The 23,594-nt window shown below is 55.3% G+C and carries 14 protein-coding genes; 11 read left to right on the top strand and 3 right to left on the bottom strand.

Going from position 1 to position 23,594, the window contains the following annotated elements; all coding sequences use genetic code 11:
• Positions 1–6: 6 nt before the first annotated feature.
• Together OHL16_RS01270 and OHL16_RS01265 are read left to right on the top strand one after the other, a co-directional pair.
• Positions 7–3,222 carry an efflux RND transporter permease subunit gene (locus OHL16_RS01270; RefSeq protein WP_263365263.1) on the top strand — a complete coding sequence of 1,072 codons (3,216 nt, stop codon included), beginning with the start codon at positions 7–9 and terminating at the stop codon, positions 3,220–3,222.
• Positions 3,215–4,621, top strand: coding sequence for an efflux transporter outer membrane subunit (locus tag OHL16_RS01265; protein WP_263365262.1), 1,407 nt, complete (start codon positions 3,215–3,217; stop codon positions 4,619–4,621). Before OHL16_RS01270 ends, OHL16_RS01265 begins: the two co-directional genes overlap by 8 nt.
• A 300-nt stretch (positions 4,622–4,921) precedes the next feature.
• Here OHL16_RS01265 and OHL16_RS01255 read toward each other — a convergent pair whose 3' ends face one another.
• The gene (locus OHL16_RS01255) at positions 4,922–5,191 is read right to left on the bottom strand and encodes a hypothetical protein (protein WP_263365261.1); all 270 of its coding nucleotides are present in this window, start codon (positions 5,189–5,191) and stop codon (positions 4,922–4,924) included.
• Between the two features lie 206 nt (positions 5,192–5,397).
• Between OHL16_RS01255 and OHL16_RS01250 the strand changes: the two genes are divergently transcribed.
• The 9 genes from OHL16_RS01250 (at position 5,398) to glgX (ending at position 20,120) form a co-directional block, all read left to right on the top strand.
• On the top strand, positions 5,398–6,759 hold the full coding sequence (locus OHL16_RS01250; RefSeq protein ID WP_263365260.1) for a TolC family protein: 1,362 nt from the start codon (positions 5,398–5,400) through the stop codon (positions 6,757–6,759).
• A 16-nt stretch (positions 6,760–6,775) separates the two neighbouring features.
• Positions 6,776–7,837, top strand: a complete 1,062-nt coding sequence (locus OHL16_RS01245; protein WP_317891013.1) for an HlyD family secretion protein — start codon at positions 6,776–6,778, stop codon at positions 7,835–7,837.
• Positions 7,837–9,738 (top strand): ATP-binding cassette domain-containing protein, encoded by a 1,902-nt coding sequence (locus tag OHL16_RS01240; RefSeq protein WP_263365259.1) that lies wholly within the window; start codon positions 7,837–7,839, stop codon positions 9,736–9,738. Before OHL16_RS01245 ends, OHL16_RS01240 begins: the two co-directional genes overlap by 1 nt.
• Positions 9,735–10,844 carry an ABC transporter permease gene (locus tag OHL16_RS01235; RefSeq protein WP_263365258.1) on the top strand — a complete coding sequence of 370 codons (1,110 nt, stop codon included), beginning with the start codon at positions 9,735–9,737 and terminating at the stop codon, positions 10,842–10,844. The genes OHL16_RS01240 and OHL16_RS01235 overlap by 4 nt, the downstream gene beginning before the upstream one ends.
• 8 nt (positions 10,845–10,852) lie before the next feature.
• Complete coding sequence (locus tag OHL16_RS01230) at positions 10,853–12,013, top strand: ABC transporter permease (protein WP_263365257.1); 1,161 nt, start codon at positions 10,853–10,855, stop codon at positions 12,011–12,013.
• Between the two features lie 11 nt (positions 12,014–12,024).
• On the top strand, positions 12,025–12,837 hold the full coding sequence (ppk2, locus tag OHL16_RS01225) for a polyphosphate kinase 2 (RefSeq protein WP_263365256.1): 813 nt from the start codon (positions 12,025–12,027) through the stop codon (positions 12,835–12,837).
• 20 nt (positions 12,838–12,857) lie between these two features.
• Entirely contained in the window at positions 12,858–15,341 is a 2,484-nt protein-coding gene (locus OHL16_RS01220) for a phosphoketolase family protein (protein WP_263365255.1), read from the top strand.
• Positions 15,342–15,394: 53 nt separating this feature from the next.
• Positions 15,395–17,902 carry a glycogen/starch/alpha-glucan phosphorylase gene (locus OHL16_RS01215; protein WP_263365254.1) on the top strand — a complete coding sequence of 836 codons (2,508 nt, stop codon included), beginning with the start codon at positions 15,395–15,397 and terminating at the stop codon, positions 17,900–17,902.
• An 88-nt stretch (positions 17,903–17,990) separates the two neighbouring features.
• Positions 17,991–20,120 (top strand): glycogen debranching protein GlgX, encoded by a 2,130-nt coding sequence (glgX, locus tag OHL16_RS01210; protein WP_396127123.1) that lies wholly within the window; start codon positions 17,991–17,993, stop codon positions 20,118–20,120.
• Between the two features lie 253 nt (positions 20,121–20,373).
• Here glgX and otsB read toward each other — a convergent pair whose 3' ends face one another.
• Together otsB and OHL16_RS01200 are read right to left on the bottom strand one after the other, a co-directional pair.
• Positions 20,374–21,162, bottom strand: a complete 789-nt coding sequence (otsB, locus tag OHL16_RS01205; RefSeq protein WP_263365253.1) for a trehalose-phosphatase — start codon at positions 21,160–21,162, stop codon at positions 20,374–20,376.
• Between the two features lies 1 nt (position 21,163).
• Positions 21,164–23,458, bottom strand: a complete 2,295-nt coding sequence (locus tag OHL16_RS01200; RefSeq protein ID WP_263365252.1) for a trehalose-6-phosphate synthase — start codon at positions 23,456–23,458, stop codon at positions 21,164–21,166.
• Positions 23,459–23,594 lie beyond the last annotated feature (136 nt).

Genomic DNA, 23,594 nt, shown 5'->3' with positions numbered 1-23,594 from the left:
TGAGCCATGTCAAAGTTCTTTATCAACCGCCCCATTGTCGCGATGGTAATTGCGATCATCACGGTGATTGTTGGAGTCGTGACGATTGTGGGGTTACCTATCGCCCAGTTCCCCAATATCGCGCCTCCTGAAATTCAGGTACTTGCCACGTACGTGGGCGCGGACGCGCAAACTCTCGAGCAATCGGTTGCCACCCCCATCGAGCAGCAGATGAATGGGGTAGACAACATGAATTACATGTACTCGTTGAATGCAACCGGAAACTCCCAGACGCTTCTGGTTGTCAATTTCGACGTGAAGACTGATCCCAACAACGACCTGATTCTCGCCCAATCCAGAGAGACGCAGGCCGCATCGCAGCTTCCCGTCGACGTTACGAACTATGGAATTACTGTTCGCAAATCCGTTACCGCGCCGCTCATGCTTATTGCCTTGTATTCGCCGCACGGCACGTACGATGCAGAGTTCCTCTCCAACTACGCATACATCAATCTGGTCGATCCCGTTTCGCGATCGTATGGGATCGGTCAGGTGCAAGTGTTCGGCGCGGGACAGTATGCCATGCGGCTCTGGGTTAAGCCGGACCAGCTCGCCAAGCTGGGGATCACGGTTCCGGAGATCGTCAATGCAATCCAAACCCAGAACACTGTTAATCCTGCCGGAAAAATCGGTGGAGAACCAATACCTTCCGGACAGCAGTTCGCGTACGCAGTTCTCGCCCAGGGACGGCTAGTTTCGCCGGAGCAGTTCGGGCAGATTGTGGTCCGTGAATCTCTGCAAGGCGGCGTCGTGCGGGTGAAAGACGTCGCCCGCATTGAACTGGGGGCACAGGACTATTCGACAGTCGGCCGCCGAAATGGAAAACCCGCCGCCATAGTCGCCGTCTATCAGCTTCCTGGATCTAACGCGGTCGATGCCGCAAACGGCGTAAAGAAACTGATGGGGGAACTGAAGGCTCGTTTTCCTGGCGATATTGACTTTGCGATTACGCTGGACACCACCCGATCGGTCGTTCAGGGAATAAAGGAGATCCTTCTTACTCTAGTAATTGCGATCCTATTGGTGGTTCTCGTCATCTATCTCTTCTTGCAGGGGTGGCGCGCGACGCTGATTCCTCTGGCGGCAGTGCCCGTCTCTCTGATAGGCGCCTTCATTTTCTTTCCGCTGTTTGGCTTCTCTGTTAATACCCTCTCTCTATTTGGTCTGGTTCTGGCCATTGGCTTAGTAGTAGACGATGCCATCGTGGTGGTCGAGGGCGTGGAAAGGCACATCGAGGATGGTCTGTCTCCGAAGGCTGCGGCCTTGAAAGCGATGGAGGAGCTCTCTGGACCTGTCGTAGGCATCGCTCTGGTGCTGTCTGCGGTGTTTGTTCCGACCGCTTTCATCCCCGGGATTACCGGGAAGTTATATCAGCAGTTCGCTATAACCATCGCGATATCGGTCCTCCTATCCGCCTTCAATGCTCTTACGCTCAGCCCTGCCCTCGCCTCGTTGCTGCTGCGGCCGAGAAAAAAGGGCGGCGGTTTGTTGCGAAAGTTCTTTGATTGGTTCAATCGGACATTCGAGCGCACGACGAACGGCTACGTCAGAATTTGCGGCGGACTGGTTCGCAAGTCCGCAATCGTCGTAGTCATCCTGGCGGTCTTTGGGGCTGGGGCGGCTTTCTTTAGCAACAGAGTCCCATCCAGCTTTCTGCCGGACGAAGATCAGGGATATCTCTACATCAATCTGCAGTTGCCCAGTGCTGCTTCTCTCGAGCGCACGGACAACGTTGCAAAGAAAATCGAAAACATCCTGGCGCACTCGCCGGGAGTGGAATCGGCGACCAGCGTCATTGGCTTCAGTTTGCTCAGTTTGATCCGCACAAGCTACAACGCTTTCTTTTTCGTCACGCTTAAGCCGTGGGACGATCGAAAGAGCAGGCAGGAGCAGTTTCAGGAAATCAAAGCCCGGTTGAACCGCCAACTTAGCCAACTTCCGGAAGGCATAGCTTTTGATTTCTCCCCTCCCGCCATCCCTGGCGTGGGTACTTCCGGAGGGTTCACCTTCGTTCTCGAAGATCGGGCCGGCAGGGATGTCCAATTCCTTACCTCGAACCTGAATACATTTCTCGCGGCTGCCCGTAAACGTCCCGAAATCGCCACCGTGAGTACGACTTTTCTGGGCAGCGTACCGCAGCAATTCGCATATGTTGACCGCGACAAAGTCATCAAGCAGGGTGTCGCGATCAACGACGTGTATCGGACCATTCAAGCGTTTATGGGAGGGTTGTTCATCAACTACTTCAATCGCTTTGGCCGGCAGTGGCAGGTCTATATCGAGGCGGAAGGCGAATACCGTACCAATGTGGAGAACCTAGGCCAGTTCTACGTGAAGAATGGAAGTGGAGTCAGTGTGCCGCTCTCTACGCTTATAAGATTTGAACCTCGGCCCGGCCCGGAATTCACGATGCGCTATAACCTTTTCCGCTCTGCGCAAATCAACGGCAGCGCCGCCCCGGGATACAGTTCCAATCAGGCCATGGCGGCCTTGGAGCAAGTCTTTGCTCAGACGATGCCGCCCGAAATGGGCTACGACTACCTTGGGATCTCTTATCAGGAAAAAAAGGCACAACAGGGGGTACCGCCAGCCGTGGTATTTGGGCTCTCACTGCTCTTCGTGTTTCTGATACTGGCGGCGCTCTACGAGAGTTGGACCTTGCCATTCAGTGTGTTGCTGAGTACGCCCATTGCCGTGTTTGGCGCCTTCTTCGTTCTCTGGCTTCGGCGCGTGCTGGTCAGCGCGATTTATCCCCCTTACATGGTGCAGATCGAAGCCGACGTTTACTCGCAAATTGGATTGATCATGCTGATCGGTCTGGCGGCAAAAAATGCCATTCTCATTGTCGAATTCGCCAAGGAGGAATACGAGAAAGGGAGAGATCTGGTTGATGCCGCGCTTGAAGGAGCAAGGCTTCGCCTTCGTCCGATTCTGATGACCTCATTGGCGTTCATCGCCGGCTGCATTCCCCTGTGGACGGCAACAGGCGCCGGATCGGTGGCGCGCCAGATTATGGGCACGACCGTCATTGGAGGCATGCTGTTGGCGAGTGCGGTGGGCATTTTCTTCGTTCCAGCGGTTTTCTACTTAGTCGAGAGGTTTATGACGCGTAAGGCCACGGCAGCTGCGCCCTTGAGTGCAGTGCCGACTTCCTCTCCGAGCCAGGGGGCGGGTGATGACTAGGACACGAGTTCGAGCCACCGTTCTATTAGCATCGATGATGGGCGCGTGTGGGTGCACAGTCGGGCCCAATTACAAAAGGCCCAAAGTCGACACTCCGGCAGTCTATCGAGGCTTGACGCCCGAAGAAGCGGCCAAGGGCGAAACCAAGTCGTTCGCTGAAGAGAAATGGTGGGACGTCTTTCAAGATGAACAACTGAAGGAACTGATCAAGACTGCCCTTCAACAGAACTATGATCTTCGCCGCGCCGGCACAAGAATTCTCGAGGCGCAAGCCTCATTGGGCATCACGCGAGCCAACCAGTTCCCCACAATTTCAGCCGACGCTTCTGCCCTCAATCAGCGCACGGCAAGGCAAAAGTCTTTTCCTGCAGTCGAGACGAATACGAACCGAGTCGGACTCGATTTCAATTGGGAAGTGGACTTCTGGGGGAAGTTTCGCCGCGCAACGGAAGCGGCACGCGCCAACCTTGCGGCAACCGAGTGGGGACAGCGGGAGATCGTTACGGAGCTGGTGGCGAACGTGGCTAGTGCTTACTTTACCCTGCGGGCTCTTGACCTGCAGCTCGAAATCACGCGCCGCACGCTGACATCGCGTCAGGACTCGCTCCGTCTGACGCAAATTCTGGTCAAAGGCGGTTCGACATCTCTGCTTGATGTCCGCCAGGCTGAGCAATTGGTCTTCACCGCGGGCTCGGTAATTCCGAGCCTGGAACAACAAATTGACCAGCAAGAAAATTTCATCAGCATTCTTTTAGGGAACAATCCTGCACCGGTACCGCGTGGTCGATCGTTAACCGATCAGCCCCATCGACCGACGGTCCCGGCTGGCCTGCCGTCCGCGCTGTTAGAACGACGCCCCGACATACAGCAGGCAGAACAACAGTTGATCGCCGCCAATGCCCAGATCGGAGTGGCCAGGTCTCAATACTTCCCTCAGATCTCGTTGACCGCGAATGCGGGATATCAGAGTTCGGCGCTCACATCACTATTCACAGGCCCGGCGGGAGCATGGACGTTTGGTTCGACTCTCGCTCAGCCCATCTTTACTGGCGGGAGACTCCGATCGAACGTTCGCCTTGCAGAAGCCCAACAGCAGGAAGCCGTGCTCTTTTATCAGGAGACGATCCAAGGCGCATTCCGTAGTGTCTCCGACCAGCTGGTCGCGTACCGCAAGACACAGGAATTTCGGGTACAGCAACAGTTTCTGGTGAACTCGGCGCAAGATGCGACGCGCCTGTCCCGCATGAGGTACAGCGGCGGCGTGACTAGCTATCTGGAAGTGCTCACAAACGATACGAACTACTTTTCTGCCGAGCTCAACCTGGTCCAGGCGCAATTGAACGAGCTATTGGCGCTCGTACAACTCTACCGGGCTTTGGGTGGGGGTTGGGAACCATAAAAACAAATCCGACCGCAACCGGAGATGGAATTATGCCGACTTTGTTTTATATCAGCGTCAGCTCCCGTGGAGATTACTCGATCGCGCGCTAGAGGGGTAACCAGTGGTACTTCGGGATGAAGGCGCACGTCGGCGCGGATGCGAAGCATGGCATCAACGAGCTCGAGCGCAGCAGGAATCGGAGTAAGTCGCGGGTAAGAGCCAAGGTCGAGTATCCGTTCCGGGTACTGAAGCGCGTGTTCGGCTTCGCCGCAGCTAGAAACCCGTCTCGAATGTTCTGCTGCGGTGTTTTGAGATCGTTCAGTGACCTGACAACTGCAGGTATGATTCCCGCGGATTCGGATGAGCGAAATCCCCTTTGGTGGCGTCGAAGATGATGTCCTTCAGCGTGAGATTCAGGGTCGTCGGGCCAATCGTAACCTTATGTGTCTCGTCGGGATTGGCGGCCAGCCCATCGAGGAACTCAGGAGGGCATGTCGCCGGAGCTTTGCCGAGCAGGCCGGCAAGCGATGCGCTCCTTTCGGGCGGCCGCCCGCACATTCGTAAAGGCGTCTCCGTGGTCTGCAGCAAGATAACTTCAGAGCGAGTAACAGATGAGAATTATCAGTTCTGCAAGTGCATTTTGCTTTTGTCATGAGTGGACGCGAAACTAGGGAAATCCCTACTTTCGCGTTTCGGGGTGACGCCTCTACAATTCGTCGGTACTGGAGTCTAATCCGGGCGAAACGCCTCCGTCGATCCCTGGAGGTAGTGGCCACTTCAGCGGTGTCAGACTTATGGATATCGTCCATCCAACACGCGGCAAGCTGGTCACCGGCATCAGGAACTCGCTCGCGGGGATGCTTTTCGTCCTTACTGCGATCCGGGTGAATGCGGCTGACCAAAACCTGCCCAATCCGCTAACTCTTGCGGAATCAGTATCGATTGCGCTCTCTAACAGCAGCATCATCAGGACAGCACAGAGCCGACTTGACCAGGCTTCAGCGCGGTACGTACAGTCACGTTCGGCATTGCTGCCTCAGATTGATGTATTTGTGAACCAGGCCTATCTGACCATGAATCTGAAGGGTCTCGGAATCGACATCCCCACTGTGCCGCAGGGGAAGCAAGGGCCTTTCCCTTCGATGAACGCCCGCGTTCGCCTCAGCTGGGACTTGCTGAACCTCGCAAACAGGGACGCCTGGAAGAGTTTTCGTTCCAGAGAAGACTCCTCCCGCCTGCAGGTTGATAATGCGCGCGAGGTGGTGGTACTGGATGTTGTCTCGGCTTACCTGCAAGCGTTGAGGGCCAAGGCATCCCGGGATACGCTGACGGATCAGACAAAGCTGGCAACCGACCTTTACCAACTCACGCGAGACCGGGTCAAGGAAGGCGTTTCGGCTCCCTTGGAGGCCAATCGGGCGCTACAGCAGGTGAATTCACTCGAGCAGCAGCGGCAGGAAGCCGAACAGAATTACATCGATGCAAAACTGAACCTTGCCAACACGCTTCAGATCCAGATCACTTCGGACTTCGAACTTTCTGATGCCCCCGAGGCTTACGGGGTCGACACCACAATTGACCCTGCTACCGCGGTCAAAGCGGCACTCGCCTCGCGACCAGACTATCGAGCGTTGGAAGCCAGCGTCCGAGCTGCACAGCAACAGGTCCAGTCCACCAAGGCTTCGCGTTGGCCGACTCTCAACGCCAGTTTCAGCGACGGGCAAAGCGGGGAAACGCCGGATAAGAATGTGAACACATACCGGCTGGCAGGAACGCTCGAGGTCCCTATCTTCACAGGCGGCCGGATTCGCGGGCAGATCGAAGAGGCGCAGGGTGCGCTAGCTGAGACCCAGGCGGCTCACGATCAACTGAGGTCCCAGATCGAAACGGATGTGCTGACGGCGGTCGCGGGAGTCGAGTGGGCTCGTAAGGAAGTTGAAACCAGCGCCGCGAACGTAAAGCTGTCGCGAGAGGAAGTGCAATTATCGCGGCAGCGGTTTACGCAGGGCGTAACGGACAACACTGAGGTGGTGAACGCGCAAGACCGGGTTTCACGAGCCGATGACGCACGCGTGAGAGCCATGTACACCCTGGGGCTGGCACGGGCCAATCTAGCTCGGGCGATGGACGCCGCCGAGAAGACTTACCGCAAGTAAGGCTCAGGAGGAATTCATGAATCGAAGATGGATATTTCCAGCCATGCTATTGCTGCTAGTCCTTGTGGAATGCTCGCGGATGCGGAAGGGACCCGAGCAAGAAGGCAAGCTCTTTGTAAGCGGCCGCATCGACGGAGACACGGTTGATATTTCCTCCAAGAGGGACGGCAAGATTGTAGAGATCCTCGTACGAGAGGGCGACACCGTGAAGGCCGGCCAGGTTGTTGCGCGCATTTCGAGCCCGCAAGACGAGGCACAGGTCGCCGCGCAGAAAGCCAGTGTTGCTGCGCAGAAGGCCAGTGTTGTCGAGGACCAGCACCGGCTGGAAGAGGCACAATCGGCTGCGCCCGCGCGAGTGGCATTAGCCGAAGCGAATCTAGCTGCCAGCCAGGCAGAGCTTGTTCGTTGGCAAGCGGAACTGCAGCAGGCCGAGTTAGACGACAAGCGATATCTCCCGCTGGTTGAGACAGGCGCCACTGCTAAGCAAGTGTCAGATCAGCAACACACCAGGGTGAAGGTCGCGCAGGCATCCTTCGATGCAAGCAATAAGCAGGTATTGGCGGCCGAGGCTTCTCTGCAGCAGGCAAAAGCACAACTCGCACAGATTCCGACGATTATTGCACAGATTGACACAATTAAAGCGAATCTTGCTTCAAGCCAGGCTATGCTGCAACGTTTTGAGGCGAATGTGGACGACTTGACGATCACAGCTCCGATCGCCGGCACGATCCTGACGCGCTCCGCTGAGCCGGGTCGAGTCATTGCTGCGGGTCAAACAATCCTCACTATGGTGGATTTGGACAAACTTTATCTGCGTGGATTCGTTCCTGAAGGGGATGTCGGGAAATTGAAGGTGGGACAGCAGGCAGAAGTTTACCTGGACTCCAGCCCAAAGGAAAAGATCCCCGCGGAGGTGATCCGCATTGACCCGCAGGTGATGTTTACCCCGGAGAACACCTATTTCCAGAGTGACCGAGTGAAACAGGTAATGGGCGTGAAGCTTGGGCTAAAGGGCGCCTCCGGATATGCGAAGCCGGGCATGCCGGCTGACGGCCAGATTGACATTGGAAAACTCTGATGAGTACGAGTCTCATAGTTGAATCGCGCGCTCTCAGCAAGAGCTACGGCGACATCAAAGCTCTCGACGCCGCCAGCTTTCAAGTCAAGCCCGGGGAAATCTTCGGGTTCATCGGCGCAGATGGTGCCGGCAAGACCACCGCTTTCCGGATCATCGCCGGTGTGCTGGAGCCTGGAGGCGGAGAAATCCGAGTCTTGAACACGACGCCCCGCAAGGCGCGGCCCGGCGTGGGATATCTCACGCAGCCGTTCAGCCTCTATATGGACCTGAGCATAGATGAAAACCTCAACTATGCCGGCGGCCTACGCGAAGTCGCACCGAAAGATTTCGCTGAACGCAGAGAACGATATTTCAAGTTGTTCGATCTGACTAGGTTCTCCGATCGGCTCGCGGGTCGCTTGAGTGGCGGTATGAAGCAGAAGCTGGCGTTGAGCTGCGCACTGATTCCCGACCCGCAGTTGCTGTTGTTAGACGAACCGACCACCGGCGTCGATCCGGTGACGCGCCGCGATTTCTGGGATGCCTTGACCTCGCTCGCCACGGCCGGAATGTCCATTGTGGTAGCGACTCCTTATCTGGACGAGGCCGAGCGTTGCCATCGAGTGGCGCTGATGGAGCGCGGAAAAATCTACGATATCGACACACCGGCCCACTTCCGTTCCAAGATGGGCGTCACACGACTTGAGGTTAAGGCAGAGCCACTGGCCAAGGCAGAGGAGGTACTGGCTGCATCCCCGGAAGCACAGGATGTGCAGAGGTTCGGCGACCGTTTGGACGTGATGGCTGCACATCCTGACGAAGCCGAATCTGATTTGCGTCAGCGTGCGGAAAGCGCCGGCCTGAGGATAACCGAGATAATCCGCTCGCAGCCGACTCTCGAAAACGCCTTCGTGGGTCAGTTGCGGAAGATGCGTGGCGTTCACGTGGTTCCGCATTTCCCAAAACCGTCTGCTGCGTTGACCCGAAAAGACGTAATCATCGGAGCAAAGGACCTAAACAAGCATTTTGGATCGTTCAAGGCTGTGAAGAACTTTCAGTTGGAGATCCGCAATGGAGAGATATACGGGCTACTGGGAGCTAACGGAGCAGGAAAGACCACTGCCATCAAGATTATCTGTGGGCTGCTCGGTCCAAGTTCCGGCAGCGTCACACTATTAGGAAAATCCAAGGGGCTGCGTGCGGCTGCGGTGCGCTCCAGGATTGGTTACATGTCGCAGAAATTCGCGCTTTACGACGACCTCACCATCGGAGAGAACCTGGATTTCTACGCCCGGCTCTACGGCGTGCATGAAAGCGTGCGCGAGGAACGCAAGAAATGGGTGCTCGAATCGGCGGAGTTGAGCACCGAAGCGGGGATGCTGACCAAATCTCTGCCCGGCGGCTGGAAACAGCGTGTGGCTTTTGGCGCTGCCGTGATGCACGAACCCGAGGCGATCTTTCTGGATGAGCCAACTTCCGGCGTGGACCCGCTGGCGCGCCGCGCAATGTGGCGGATGATCAACGAATTTGCGGACCGTGGGGCAGGTGTTTTGGTCGTAACCCATTACCTCGAGGAAGCGGAGCAGTGCAATCGGCTCGGTTTCATGGTCGCCGGCGAAATCATCGCCCAGGGTTCTCCCAGCGAAGTGAAGGCCAACATGAAGGGATCGCTTTATGAAATGGAAGTAGACCATCCAGATCGAGCCTTAGGAGTTTTGAAGAAGCAGTTCGGTGCTTCACGTGTTTCGCTGTTCGGCGACCGGCTGCACGTTGTGGTGGAAAATGACGAGCAAAAACGTCAGGCAGCGACTGTCTTAAAGGAGGCCACAGTCCGCATTGATACCCAGAAACAAGTGCCGTTTTCGCTGGAAGACGTATTCATTTCGCTCATTGAATCTCGGAGATCGGAGATCCCTCAGTGAAAAAGATCCTGGCCCAGGCATGGAAGGAATTCAGTTTGTTCCGGCGCGATAAGCTGCTCGTCCTGCTGGCGGTGTTGATGCCAATCGTGCTGATGACGCTCGCTGGCGTAACGGGGTCCCTGCGGCTTCGCAACGTATCTATACTCGTGTTCGACTACGACAACACGCCGCTCAGCCGCACTTACCTAGAGACGTATGGAGCGGCTCTCACGTTCCGGATGGTGCCGCGTCAACCCGGCGAATCAGCGGAGCGGGCGCTCGCCAGTTGGCGCGGGCGCGCGGCGCTCATCATTCCCCAGAATTTCGAGCGCGACTTCCGGCGCGGAAGCGAGCCTGTCGTCCAGTTGCTGATCGATGCCACGGATTCCAACGCAGCGACCGCTCTGGGCAACTATGCACAATCGTTGAATATAGCCTTTGTCTTGAAGAACAAGCTCGGCGCGCCTCCCGCGAAAGGCGTCAATCTACAGTCGCGGTTTTGGTATAACCCCGGACTCTCGGAGCGTATCTACTTCGGAACCGGCGGGCTAGGCTTGATGCTGATCATCTTTCCTGCGCTGCTCGGAGCCTTGACTACCGCTAAGGAATACGAGACGGGAACCATCATCCAGGCCTATGCTTCCAGTCTGACCGCCGTCCAGTGGATTTTGGGCAAGGCCCTAATTTACGTTCTCGTCGGGATTGTGGAATTTGTCCTCTGCTTTGCACTGGGCTTATTCATATTCGAATTCCGATTCCCGACGGACCCAACCGTCCTGCTGATCGCCACCGTTCTCTACCTCCTGTCGGGAGTGTTCTTCGGAATGATGTGCGGCAACGCCACCCAGAACCAAAGCGCTGCGATCCAGGCCGTTCAGATGGGTTCGTTCCTGCTTTCTCTTCTGCTTGCGGGATACATCTTCGCAATTCGGAATATTCCGATTCAAATTCGTTGGTTGTCCAGCTTTCTGCCCGCGACCCACTATATTCAGATTGTTCGAAACTCCATCTTGCGCAATGTGGGATGGGGCACTTCGCTGAGGCCTCTGCTGATGCTGCTAGCCCTGACGTTCAGCTTTTTCCTTCTGAATGTGATTCAGATGCGCAAGATGCAGTTCAAGGGATAGGTGCTCCCATGCCGGCATTCATACGACGCTACCTCGCTCTTCTAGCAAAGGAAGTCGACCAGTTGAGGCGCAATCGCGTTTTGCTGATTCAGCTGATGCTGCCCCCCACGATCGTGTTGGTCATTTTTGGCTACGCGCTGAACCCAAAGGTCCGTGATCTGCGTATGGGCATCGTGGATGAAAGCTTCACGACTGAAAGCCGCGACTTCGTTGATTCTCTTACCGAGAACGTGAACTTCAATGTGGCTCGCCGATACACACGCGTGGAAGAAGCAGAAGATGCTCTCAAAAGTCTGGACCTGGATCTTTTCATCGTTATTCCAACTGATTTCGCGCGCACCTTACAGCGTGGGCAGGCCGCCGACGTGCAAGTAGTGATCGATGCAGTGGACGCCAACACTGCGCAGATTGCCAAGGGTTATTTGCAATTGGCGTTGGAAGACTACAACTCCGGGCACCTTAGTCCAGCCGATGTCGGACCGCGGCGTCGAATCATGCTCGTGAACGCCGGGCATCCTGCTGCTCCACCAGGGGCGCCTGACGTACAGGCAGCCTACCTCTACAATCCGGGCCTGGTGGCGTCGTGGCACTATGTCACCGGTGTTATGAGCATCATCATGTTTATCAACGCGTCTCTCGTCGCCTCGGCATTGGCCGTCAAGGAAAAAGAGACTGGCACCATCGAACAGTTGCTGATGACACCCGCGCAGACTGGCGAAATGTTGTTCGCCAAGACCACACCGGTGTTCGTGGTAATGATGGTGGTCCTGTTCCTTTCGCTGGGTGTTGGGATGCTTGTCTTCGACCTTCCAGTCCGAGGTGCGGTATGGTTGTTTGCTCTGGCCGGTGGCCTGGCGGCGCTAGCAGGCATCGGAATCGGCGTAACAATTGCAACGGTCTCGCAATCGCAGCAACAGGCACAGTTACTGACGTTCTTCGTCAACCCGCCGTTGACCTTGCTTTCGGGAGCAACTTCGCCGCTCGAGAACATGCCGGATTTCTTCCAGAAGCTCTCGTATCTTGATCCGTTGCGCTACATGGTGATGATCGTCCGAGGCGTCACATTGAAGAATGCACCGTGGGAGGCACTGTGGCCGAATCTGCTCGCGCTGGTCGTGTTTGCGATTGTGCTGTTCTCGTTTAGCGCCTGGCGCTTCCGCAAGCATTAGAGGAGATTCTTATGGCAACGAAGAAACAGACCGGCAATCAGAATTCGAAGCTGAAACGAAAAGAATACGAGAAAGAATTGCGCCGTCTCCAGGCTCAACTCTGCCTGCTGCAGGAATCGGTGAAACACCAGGGGCAACGTATTGTCATCATCTTTGAAGGACGCGACGGCGCAGGCAAAGGCGGCACGATACGGGCCATTACAGAGCGAGTAAGCCCGCGTATCTTCCGTGTTGTAGCCCTTCCCGCCCCCTCAGATCGCGAGAAGACTCAACTCTATATGCAGCGCTATATCACGCATTTTCCGGCGGCTGGTGAAATTGTGATCTTTGACCGCAGTTGGTACAACCGTGCCGGTGTGGAATATGTGATGGGCTTCTGTACTAAGGAGCAGCACAGCCGATTTCTCGAAGTTTGCCCACTTGCTGAAAAGTATCTTGTAGAAACCGGACTTATATTAATCAAGTTCTGGTTAGAAGTGAGCAACGAGGAGCAGGAGCGACGGTTTGAGGCTCGCATAGAGGATCCGTTGCGTCAATGGAAGCTCAGCCCGGTGGATTTACCTTCCCGTGAGCGCTGGTATGACTACTCGCGGGCGCGCGATCAGATGCTGGAAGCCACCGATACCCGGGATGCACCCTGGTACATTGCGCGATCCGACGACAAGAAACGGGTGCGCCTCAACTGCATCGCACACCTCCTAAGCCTGATCCCGTATAAGAGGGTCCCACGGGAGAAGGTCAAACTACCTAAGCGCTCTATGAAGCGAGCATACGATGATCAGGCGACACTCCAAGGAAGAAGATTCGTACCCGAAAAGTTTTGAAAAAGGAGACATATATCTATATGACGCCCGTCGCAGAAGTGAAAACTGCAAAGAAAACCATCAAGAGCGAAACCGTGAGCAAGCCTCTGAGCGCATACGGCCCTGCCAGAGCCACGGTGTCAGGAAAGCCGCTCAGCGCCGACGAATTGCGCAAGATACATGCCTATTGGAATGCTTGTAACTACCTGACGCTCGGCATGATATATCTCCAGGACAATCCCCTTCTCATGGAACCCCTAAAGGCAGAGCACATCAAGAATAGACTTCTGGGCCATTGGGGCTCGAGTCCGGGATTGGCGTTCACCTACGTTCACCTCAACCGGGTCATCAAAAAGCACGATTTAGACATGATTTTTCTTGCCGGGCCCGGACACGGCGCACCTGGGGTTCTCGGTCCGGTCTATCTGGAAGGCTCCTATTCCGAGATCTATACCGACAAGAGCGAAGACGAGCAAGGCATGCGTGCGTTTTTAAAGCAATTCTCGTTTCCTGGCGGCATCGGTAGTCACTGCACACCTGAGACTCCCGGCTCGATCCACGAAGGGGGCGAACTCGGATATGTCCTTTCGCATGCTTGTGGCGCCGCGTTTGACAATCCAGATCTGATTGTCGCTGCTGTCGTAGGGGACGGTGAAGCAGAAACCGGAGCACTCGCGACATCGTGGCACATCAACAAATTTCTGAACCCGATCCGGGACGGAGCTGTGCTGCCGGTGCTGCATCTTAACGGTTACAAGATCAACAATCCAACCTTGCTTGCGCGAATCAGTCACCAGGAACTGGAAGAATTTTTCCGCGGCTGCGGTTGGACACCGTACTTTGTGGAAGGGTCGGAACCGGAGAGCATGCACCAGGCGATGGCGGCCACTGTGGAGCACTGCGTTTCAGAGATTCGCAAGCATCAGCAGACGGCCCGAAAGACGGGAAAGGCTGAGCGTTTCCGGTGGCCGATGATTGTTTTGCGCAGCCCCAAAGGATGGACTGCCCCTGGGGAAGTTAGTGGGCACAAGCTCGAGGGCTTCTGGCGTTCGCATCAGGTGCCGATGGCGGACGTCAAGAGCAATCCCAAGCGGTTGCATGACCTCGAGGCGTGGATGCGTAGCTACAAGCCAGAGGAGCTTTTTGATCAAAACGGAACCCTCATCCCGGAGCTCAAGGAACTTGCACCGACAGGAGCCAGGCGCATGGGAGCTAACCCTCACACTAACGGAGGGCATATCAAAAAGGCTCTGCGTCTTCCAGACTTCCGGGACTACGCGCTAAAGTTCGATGCCCCCGGAACCATCGAAGCAGAGAACACTCGTCCGTTGGGCGCGTTCCTTCGGGATGTAGTGAAGTTCAACATGAAAAACTTCCGGGTCTTCGGGCCGGATGAGAATTCGTCGAATAGGTTGCAGGATATCTACGAGGTAAGCAAGAAATTCTGGATTGAAGACTACTTCCCCGAAGATGCGGACGGCGGCGAGCTCAGTCCCGACGGCCGGGTCTTAGAAATGCTGAGTGAGCACACCGTAGAGGGAATGCTCGAGGGCTATCTTCTTACAGGACGCCATGGTTTTATTTCGTCCTACGAAGCGTTTATCCATGTCATCGATTCCATGTTCAATCAGCACGCCAAGTGGCTTACCATTACCAACCATCTCCCATGGCGCGACAAGATTGCATCTCTGAACATCCTGGTCACCTCCACCGTGTGGCGGCAAGACCATAATGGTTTCACACATCAGGATCCCGGATTCCTGGACGTGGTCCTGAACAAGAGCTCCGAAGTGACGCGAATTTACCTGCCTCCTGACGTCAACAGTCTCTTGTCGGTCGCCGACCATTGCCTGAGGAGCGAGAACTACGTCAACGTCATCGTCTGCGACAAGCAAAAGCACCTTCAATTCCTCAGCATGGATCAAGCCATTACTCATTGCACAAAAGGAATCGGCAGGTGGGAACCGGCGTGCAATGACCAAGGCGTCGAGCCGGACGTGGTAATGGCCTCAGCCGGCGACATCCCCACGCAGGAAACTCTGGCAGCCATCATGATGCTGCGTGAAGCGTTTCCTGACCTCAAGATCCGATACATCAATGTGGTTGATCTTTTTAAGTTGCAACCCACAACAGACCATCCTCACGGGTTGTCGGATATAGATTTCGATCTGCTCTTCACAATGGATAAGCCAATTATTTTCAATTTTCACGGGTATCCCTGGCTCATTCATCGCCTGACTTACAGCCGGACCAACCATCAAGACCTGCACGTCCACGGCTATAGGGAGAAAGGCAACATCAATACTCCTCTGGAGCTGGCGATCGAGAATGAGATCGACCGCTTTACCCTGGCCATGGACGTGATCAAATACGTTCCCAAGCTTCAGCGTATCGGAAGCGCGGCGTCGGATAGATTCCGCAACGAGCAGATCGCTTGCCGGAACTACGCGTTCAAGCACGGTACTGACAGACCCGATATTGCCGATTGGAGATGGCCGCACGAAAAAGCACGCAAAACCGCTTAGTTGAAAGCGGTTGGACAAAGGATCCAATCGACGCTTTGGAAGGAGAGATTCCAATGAGTACGAGACGCATCGTTCCCATGGAGACAACAGCCGAGCAGCAAGACGTGTCGAGACTCCTTAAGCAATACGGGTGTGGGCCCATTCAGTTTGCGGGGACGGATGGATTGTACGATCGGCATCTCCTCTTCGACAACGTAAAGGATCTTGATACAGTCGGCGTCCGTCAGCAATACGAAGCATTCGCGCGCTCAGTTCGAGACGTCCTCTCCCAACGGTGGCTGCTCACGGAGAAAACCTATGAACGCGAAAATCCCAAACGCGTCTACTACCTTTCCATGGAGTTTCTCCTTGGCCGCTCGCTGGCCAACAATGTCATGAACCTTGGACTGGACCCACTCGTGAGCCAGGCCGCGAAGCAAAATAAGGTTGATCTGCTTTCGCTGCTGGAGCAGGAGCCGGATGCAGGTTTGGGAAATGGGGGACTCGGTCGGCTTGCCGCTTGCTTCCTTGATTCGCTGGCCACCTTGCAACTTCCGGCAATGGGCTACGGTTTGCAGTATGAATATGGCATGTTTAAGCAATCTATTGAGGATGGGTGGCAGCACGAACAGGGGGATAATTGGCTCCGTCATCCTGACCCCTGGGAGGTGATTCGTCCTGGTGAAGCGGTAGAAGTAAAACTGAATTGCTCTTTTCGATTGCATGGAGGGACGTTCCAGTTGGTGCGTGGCCAGGCGTCGACCTTACTTGGTATTCCCCACGACCGACCTGTTGTCGCCTACGGCGGGAACACGGTCAATACCCTCCGGCTTTGGTCCGCGTCCGCGTCAAATTATTTCGATTTTCAGGAATTCAGCAGCGGCGCCTTCGCAGAGGCTCTGGCCGACACACTCGCAGCAGAGTCTCTAACACGAGTTCTTTACCCGGACGACTCCACAAGCGAAGGTCAGGTCTTGCGTTTCCTGCAGGAGTATTTCCTCGTTGCCTGCTCGCTGGCCGATCTGGTCCGCCGCTTCCGGCGCGCTAATACTGAGTGGGTCACGTTCGCTGATAAAGTGGCTATCCAGCTCAACGATACCCACCCGGCGATGTCGGTGCCCGAACTGATGCGAATCTTGCTTGACGAAGCGCACTTGGGATGGGATCAGGCCTGGGACCTGACGCAACGAGCCTTGGCGTATACCAATCACACGTTGCTCCCGGAAGCTCTTGAAAAATGGCCGCTCGATTGGTTCGAAGCGATCATTCCGCGCAATCTGGAGATCATATTCGAGATTAACCGCCGTTTTCATCTTGACGTCCAGGGACGCATCCCTGGCGACAGACAGTATTTCGAGCGAGTCAGCTTGATCGAAGAGGGCGGCCAGCGAAAGATTCGCATGGCAAACCTGGCCATCGTAGGATCGCACAGCACCAATGGGGTGGCGGGAATTCATTCCGAGCTATTGCGGACAACGACAGTCAGAGAGCTTGCTGAGCTGTTTCCCGAGCGTTTCAACAACAAGACCAACGGCGTCACGCCTCGACGCTGGCTGCTGCTCGCGAATCCGGCGCTAGCTCACGTGATTACTGAGGCCATCGGCAACACATGGATCCGTGATCTTGATCAACTCAAGAGACTAAAGCCTCTGGCAGAGGACAAGGGTTTTCGTGACTCCTTTCAAGAGGCAAAGCGCAAAGCTAAGTCTCAGTTTGCCGACTGGCTCAAGACCCAGTCCGGCCAAGTGGTAGATCCGGATAGCATCTTCGATTCGCAAGTGAAACGCATTCACGAATACAAGCGGCAACTGCTCAACGCGCTGCGTGTGGTACTGCTTTACAACCGACTGCGGGAAAAGCCGGATATTGAGATGGAGCCGCGCACATTCTTCTTCGCGGGCAAGGCGGCACCCGCGTACCAGCTGGCCAAGCTGATCATTAAGTTCATCAACAACCTTGCCGGAACGATCGATGGCGATCCGATTGTGCGCGGTCGTCTCAAAGTGCTGTTTCTGACCGATTACTGCGTTTCTCTTGCCGAGCGGTTGATTCCGGCGAGCGATGTCTCGAATCAGATTTCCACCGCGGGTTACGAAGCCAGCGGGACCAGCAACATGAAGTTCATGATGAACGGTGCTCTGACAATCGGCACGCGCGATGGCGCGACCATCGAAATGGCAGAAGAAGCAGGTGAGGATAATTTCTTCCTCTTCGGTCTGACGGCCGACCAGGTGGCAAGCAACCGGGCATGGTATAGCCCGTACTGGCACTATGAACATGAGCCGGAGACGCGTGCAGCCCTGGATTTGATCTTCTCGGACTACTTTAGCCGTAACGAGCCACATGTCTTCGAGCCTCTTCGCGACGTCCTCTTGACGCACGGAGACTTCTACATGCACCTCGCGGACTTGAAGCCTTACCTCGAAGCTGACCGGCGAATGATGGACCTCTATGCCCGTCCGGACGACTGGGTACGCAAGACCATTTTGAATGTTGCTGGTTCGGGGAAATTTTCAAGCGATCGAACCATCCGGGAATATGCGTCCGAAATATGGAATGCCAAACCGTGTCCCGTGGAGTAAGCCAGCAAAGTGGCAGCCAAGTTACCATCACGCGGCGTCGCCATGAGTGGAAGATGGTCGAAGACCAGCATGACAATGGAGCAGGCCTATGTCGCGAACAGACTTTGAAGAAGAGCCCGCATCTGCCCGTCAGCACAGTCAGCCTAATGTTATAAGTCTCTCCCCCAATGCAGGTCGAAGCGCGCCTCTCGGAGCTACGGTGGGGTCGGGAGGCGTGAATTTCAGCTTGTACTCACACGATGCTTCGGGGGTAGAGCTACTGCTCTTCGACCGGGACGACGACCCGCGGCCTTCTCGTGTGATCGCTTTGGACCCGATTATCAACCGGACTTACCACTATTGGCACACATTCGTTCCCGGGCTCAAGGCAGGACAGATCTATGGCTATCGCGTTTATGGAGCGTTTGAGCCGAACAAGGGGATGCGCTTCGATGGGGCCAAGGTCCTACTCGACCCCTATGGACGCGGCGTCGCTGTGCCCAGGAACTACTCGCGTGAAGCGGCTTGCAAAGAGGGCGACACCGCCTCGACGGCAATGAAGAGCGTAGTTGTAGACCCACGATTGTATGACTGGGAAGGAGATGCTCCACTCCACCGTCCATCCTCGCAGTCGGTCATCTACGAAATGCATGTCAAGGGATTTACCATGCATCCCAGTTCAGGTGTTCCCGAAGGGACGCGCGGCACTTTCCGTGGGGTCATCGAGAAAATTTCATATCTTCAGGATCTGGGAATCTCAGCCGTTGAACTGCTTCCTGTTTTTCAATTCGATTCACAGGATTCCCCAAAGGGCCTCGTCAACTACTGGGGCTATGCACCTATCTCTTTCTTCGCGCCCCACCAGGCTTATAGCTCTCGGCAAGATCGCAGTGATCCCGTGGATGAGTTTCGCGACATGGTCAAAGCGCTCCACCGAGCAGGGATCGAGGTCATCCTGGATGTCGTGTTCAATCACACGGCCGAAGGCGGCGACGGCGGACCAACACTCTGTTTTCGGGGAATTGATAACAGCGCTTACTACATTCTCGAACCGGACCAATCACGGTATGCCAACTACGCTGGCACTGGAAACACCCTCAACGCCAATCACCCCATCGTCAGGCGAATGATCGTGGACAGTTTGCGCTATTGGGTTGAAGAGATGCACGTGGATGGTTTCAGGTTTGATCTCGCGTCAATCCTTGCGCGCGATTCAAGCGGCCGTGTCATGTCAAGTCCTCCTGTTCTTTGGGATATTGAATCGGATCCAGCTTTGGCAGGGGTCAAACTGATTGCTGAAGCTTGGGACGCGGCAGGGCTCTATCAGGTCGGCAGCTTCGTTGGTGATAGCTGGAAGGAATGGAATGGGCGCTTCCGCGACGATGTGCGAAGCTTCTTACGTAGTGACAATGGTTCAGTAAGCAATTTCGCAGACCGCCTGGTCGGCAGCCACGAGGTCTATCAACACAAGGAGCGCGAAGCTGAGCAAAGCGTGAATTTCGTGACCTGTCACGACGGATTCACACTCCATGATCTGGTTACTTACAATCAGAAGCACAACGACGCCAATAAGGAGCAGAACCGCGACGGCGCGAACGACAATCGAAGCTGGAACTGTGGTGTCGAAGGTCCTTCCAATGATTCTGACGTTGAGAGACTCCGAAACCGTCAAGTAAAGAATTTCCTGACTACAACTCTCATATCGTTAGGTCTGCCCATGTTTGCGATGGGAGATGAAGCGCGGCGAACGCAGTACGGTAACAACAACGCCTATTGTCTTGACGATGATAGTAATTGGTTTGATTGGTCTCTGCCGGTGGAGCATGCCGATGTGCATCGCTTTGTGAAACTGCTGATCGCCAGACGAGTGCTGCGAGACGTTGGTCCGGAACAGAAGCGGATGACCTTAACTCAGCTGATCAGAGCGGGGATCAAAGGCTGGCACGGAGTAAAACTTAACCAGCCAGATTGGAGCGATTACTCCCACAGCATCGCTCTAAGCGTCGAACTTCCCCATCAGGCCATGTATGTCTACTTAATCTTCAATGCCTATTGGGAGCCGCTGGAATTCGAACTCCCGCGTTCAGAAGATGGGTCCGAAGTGTCATGGAGGCGATGGATCGACACCTTCTTAGAAGCGCCCCAGGACATAGGGTCGTGGGAAGAAGCACCCGCTGTTGCTGGGTATAGCTATCGAACGGGGCCTCGGTCTGTGATTGTGCTTTGGCGCAGACGCTAAAAAGGCACGCCATATTGGCAACCCCACGGACCTTAGAGTTTAAAGGCGGCGTGACGGCCGTAGCTGCAGCCTCATGCGGTAGCGGCTTGTTCTTCGCTTTCTTCATCAATTGTCCTCGTCGTTGGAGTTCCATCGCGGCGTCGTCGTAATTGATCGTCCAGACAAACGAACGCGGAGGAAGCTGTCCGGTATGCCAACGAGATGGCAACCATGAGTGGAGCGCGGCAGGAACGAATCTATATATCCAACCAGACTATCCGGAAATATTAATTAGCCATCGTTCGAGAAGGTCGATCAATTCATGCGGAGGCCTGATCCGGACGTCCGCGATGGACTCACGATAATCAGCTTTCACAAGCACTGTAAGTCCATGCCCGCTTAGAACATGGAAAGCGTCTTCATCCGTAAGGTCGTCCCCCAAATATGCGATGGGCACGCTCGGCTCCAAGTCCGCAAGTATCGACCTGACTGCATCACCCTTGTCAGGATGTGATACACGCAGCTCCAAACCCGCTTCAAAGTGGAGCAGTTTGAGTCCTGATCGCTTGGCGAACTCCGTCCAGCCATCCCGAGTCAGTACTTGCACACTCCTCGCCTCGGCAGGGGGCAATCCCCGCCAGTGGACAGCGATGCCACCAAGTTTGATCTCCGCCCTAGATGCTAGCCCCGCCGCAGTAATCCACTCCTCGGCCTCGGCCAAGGACGTTGCGTTTTCGTCGCTGACCTGGCCACGACTGTAACTTCCATCGCTCAACTGACGCTCCAGGCCATGCGTTCCCCACATCTCGAGGTTGTTCATCGGAGCGAGGAGGGTCCGCAGTTCGAGGATGGGCCGTCCCGAAATGATGATGACTTTTGTTCTGCCGGACCGCACGATTCTTTCCAGGATCGAAACAGCTCCAGGGTAGGGGTAGGCACGGCTCCGGTCCACGTGAAACGGTGCCAACGTGCCGTCATAATCGAGCAGCAGCACCGATGACGGCGCTGCCTTGATCTGTTGCAGAAAAGCTTCGAGCACACTTGTCGTCAATCTGTTCTGCAAGCTATCTCTCCACCTGCGCTTTACGAATCACAGAGATATTTGTATATCCCTTTTGTTTTAGGCGGAGTTCACAGAGCTCGCGGATCAGACTACCAGCCCACCAATATATGTTTCGCTCCCTAACGGACCTTCTCATTCGCCTCATTCGATCGACCATCTCGCTCACATTCATTTCGAGTGCCTGTGCAATTGCTTCGGCGGTGGACTCAATGTCATAGGGATTCACGATGATCGCGTCATGCAACTCTCTCGCGGCTCCAGTGAAACGACTCAGGATTAATACCCCACGCTCGTCCTGCCGCGCTGCCACGTACTCCTTTGCTACCAGGTTCATCCCGTCATGCAGGGACGTGACCATGCACAAATGAGCGGCTCGATAATAGCGCTGGACTTCCTCATGTGTGTGCTCCCGGTTCTTGAAGACGATAGCTTTCCACTTCCCCCGCTTGAAGCGGTCATTGATCCTTTCGGCCTCAGCTCTGACCTCGGCCTGAAAGTCAGCGTAGCGCTTGATACGGCTGCGGGTCGGTGCACCAATCTGAATGAACGTAAATTTGCCTTGATACTTGGGATACCGCTCCAGAAGTGACTCAACAGCCTGGAATCGTTCCAGTATCCCCTTGGTATAGTCCACACGGTCGACGCCTACACCGAGGTATGTCGCCTCGATGCCCAGTTCCAGAAGCAGCGCGCTACGCTCCTCTTCGGCATTCATTCCTGTCTGGGCCTCAGAACGATCCTCGACGAATTCAACACTGATCGGAAATGGGAGTACAGACGATCGATGTTGGTTGCGCTCGATAGAAAAGTGTTCCCAGTCAACCTTGGATTCGAGTACGTTGTCCACCGTATTCAGGAAATTGTTGCAGTGTGCCTGCGTATGAAAGCCGATCAGGTCCGCTCCCAGCAGACCATCAAGCAGTTCCCGCTGCCAGGGACAGATGCTGAACGATTCGGCATTGGGCCAGGGAATATGCCAGAAGATAGCGACCCTCGCATGGGGCAACCGGTCCTTTAGCAGGCGGGGCAAGAGAGCGAAGTGGTAGTCCTGGATCAGCACCACAGGGTGCTCCTCGCCCGCTATCTCTTCTACTACGGCATCGGCGAACTTCTGGTTGACCGTGTTGTAGTATTCCCAGTCTGACGTGCGGAAGGTCGGCCGCGTGTGAGCGATGTGGCAGAGTGGCCACAAACCTTCGTTCGCGAACCCGTTGTAGTAACCATCTTCCTCTTCACTGCTGAGCCAGACGCGACGAAGCGTATAACGTGGATCGTCTGGTGGAACCTGTAGCCGGTCATGTATATCCACAGTGTCTGCGTCCGCATTACCGCTTCCATGAGCCACCCAGGTTCCGTGGCATGCACGAAGAATCGGCTCAATTGCCGTAACAAGACCACTGGCCGGAACTGTGACTTTTACCTTTTTGTCCTGCCGGATGTGCCTGTAGGGCTCGCGATTTGAGACCACAAAAAGGTTGCTGCCATTGAGCCTGTTGCGCACATGATCCGCGAGCCGCTGGGCGGTCCACAGAGATTCGTTGATGTTGCGCAATCTGGCTTCTGCCTCCGCCGCTGCACGTGCCTGTTGCATGCTTTCCGCCAGCGGAGCTAGCTCATTCGCGAAGGGCGATAGAAGATTTAGATCCTGTGCTGTGGGTTGAACGGCGTGGCGTCCTGTACGAAGCGCCTTCATCCACAGCGAAATGCGCGCAATCGGCCCCGTTAGACTCCAGCGCAAAACTAGAAGAGTGATACTTGCGATCACCAGTACCTGGATCGCGATACGAAGGAAGAATCGGCTCCAGGCACGAATAATCTCAGTACGTATGTAGGTCGCATCCTGGACGACAATGACTTCCCCGATTACTTTATTGTCTGCTGTGCGAATGGGGGCGACTAGCATATGGGTTCGCTTCAAGTGCGAACGCACAAATTCGCTTACAGTGCGATTACCGTGAAGTGCGTCCGACATGAGCTTCGGCGCGCCCGATATCAGAGAACCCAGACCTGGGGTTACAACCAGCGGAATACCATCGCGACCGTAGATACCAATTCCCAGCACGTGGTCGTGGTTGGTGGAGCGCTGGATCATCAGCTCCAACCTGGCAGTGTCTCCGGCTTGTAAGGGCGCCTCTGCACCAGTGGCTAAGCTCTGGCCGAGCGTTTCAGCCTTGCTTTCAAGCTCACGGCGTAGTGCATCCTTAGTCGTCCTCACTTCGTACCAGGACGAAGCCAGCGAAACCAAAGTCACACCAACAATCAACGCGATAATCAATCGCAAGCTCAGGATCTTCATAAGATACGCGCCAGTCTTTCTGCAGAAAACTAAGAAAACCAATAACGCAGAATTGGCGGGAGCCTTTCGAAAGTACCCGTCGTAAATCTCTCTACATACTCATTCAATCGTTAGCCGAGAAGCTCCGTAGATCAAC

The sequence above is a fragment of the Edaphobacter bradus genome, from assembly GCF_025685645.1.
Taxonomy (GTDB): Bacteria; Acidobacteriota; Terriglobia; order Terriglobales; family Acidobacteriaceae; genus Edaphobacter; species Edaphobacter bradus.
Note: the sequence above shows the minus strand (reverse complement) of the source record. Positions and strands in the feature narration are given on the sequence as shown.

Excerpts from the sequence above, each read along its gene's own strand:
- OHL16_RS01270 (WP_263365263.1), top strand. The coding sequence starts at position 7 with ATGTCAAAGTTCTTTATCAACCGCCCCATTGTCGCGATGGTAATTGCG.
- OHL16_RS01265 (WP_263365262.1), top strand. The coding sequence starts at position 3,215 with ATGACTAGGACACGAGTTCGAGCCACCGTTCTATTAGCATCGATGATG.
- OHL16_RS01250 (WP_263365260.1), top strand. The coding sequence starts at position 5,398 with ATGGATATCGTCCATCCAACACGCGGCAAGCTGGTCACCGGCATCAGG.
- OHL16_RS01245 (WP_317891013.1), top strand. The coding sequence starts at position 6,776 with ATGAATCGAAGATGGATATTTCCAGCCATGCTATTGCTGCTAGTCCTT.
- OHL16_RS01240 (WP_263365259.1), top strand. The coding sequence starts at position 7,837 with ATGAGTACGAGTCTCATAGTTGAATCGCGCGCTCTCAGCAAGAGCTAC.
- OHL16_RS01230 (WP_263365257.1), top strand. The coding sequence starts at position 10,853 with ATGCCGGCATTCATACGACGCTACCTCGCTCTTCTAGCAAAGGAAGTC.
- ppk2 (WP_263365256.1), top strand. The coding sequence starts at position 12,025 with ATGGCAACGAAGAAACAGACCGGCAATCAGAATTCGAAGCTGAAACGA.
- OHL16_RS01220 (WP_263365255.1), top strand. The coding sequence starts at position 12,858 with ATGACGCCCGTCGCAGAAGTGAAAACTGCAAAGAAAACCATCAAGAGC.
- OHL16_RS01215 (WP_263365254.1), top strand. The coding sequence starts at position 15,395 with ATGAGTACGAGACGCATCGTTCCCATGGAGACAACAGCCGAGCAGCAA.
- glgX (WP_396127123.1), top strand. The coding sequence starts at position 17,991 with ATGTCGCGAACAGACTTTGAAGAAGAGCCCGCATCTGCCCGTCAGCAC.
- OHL16_RS01200 (WP_263365252.1), bottom strand. The coding sequence starts at position 23,458 with ATGAAGATCCTGAGCTTGCGATTGATTATCGCGTTGATTGTTGGTGTG.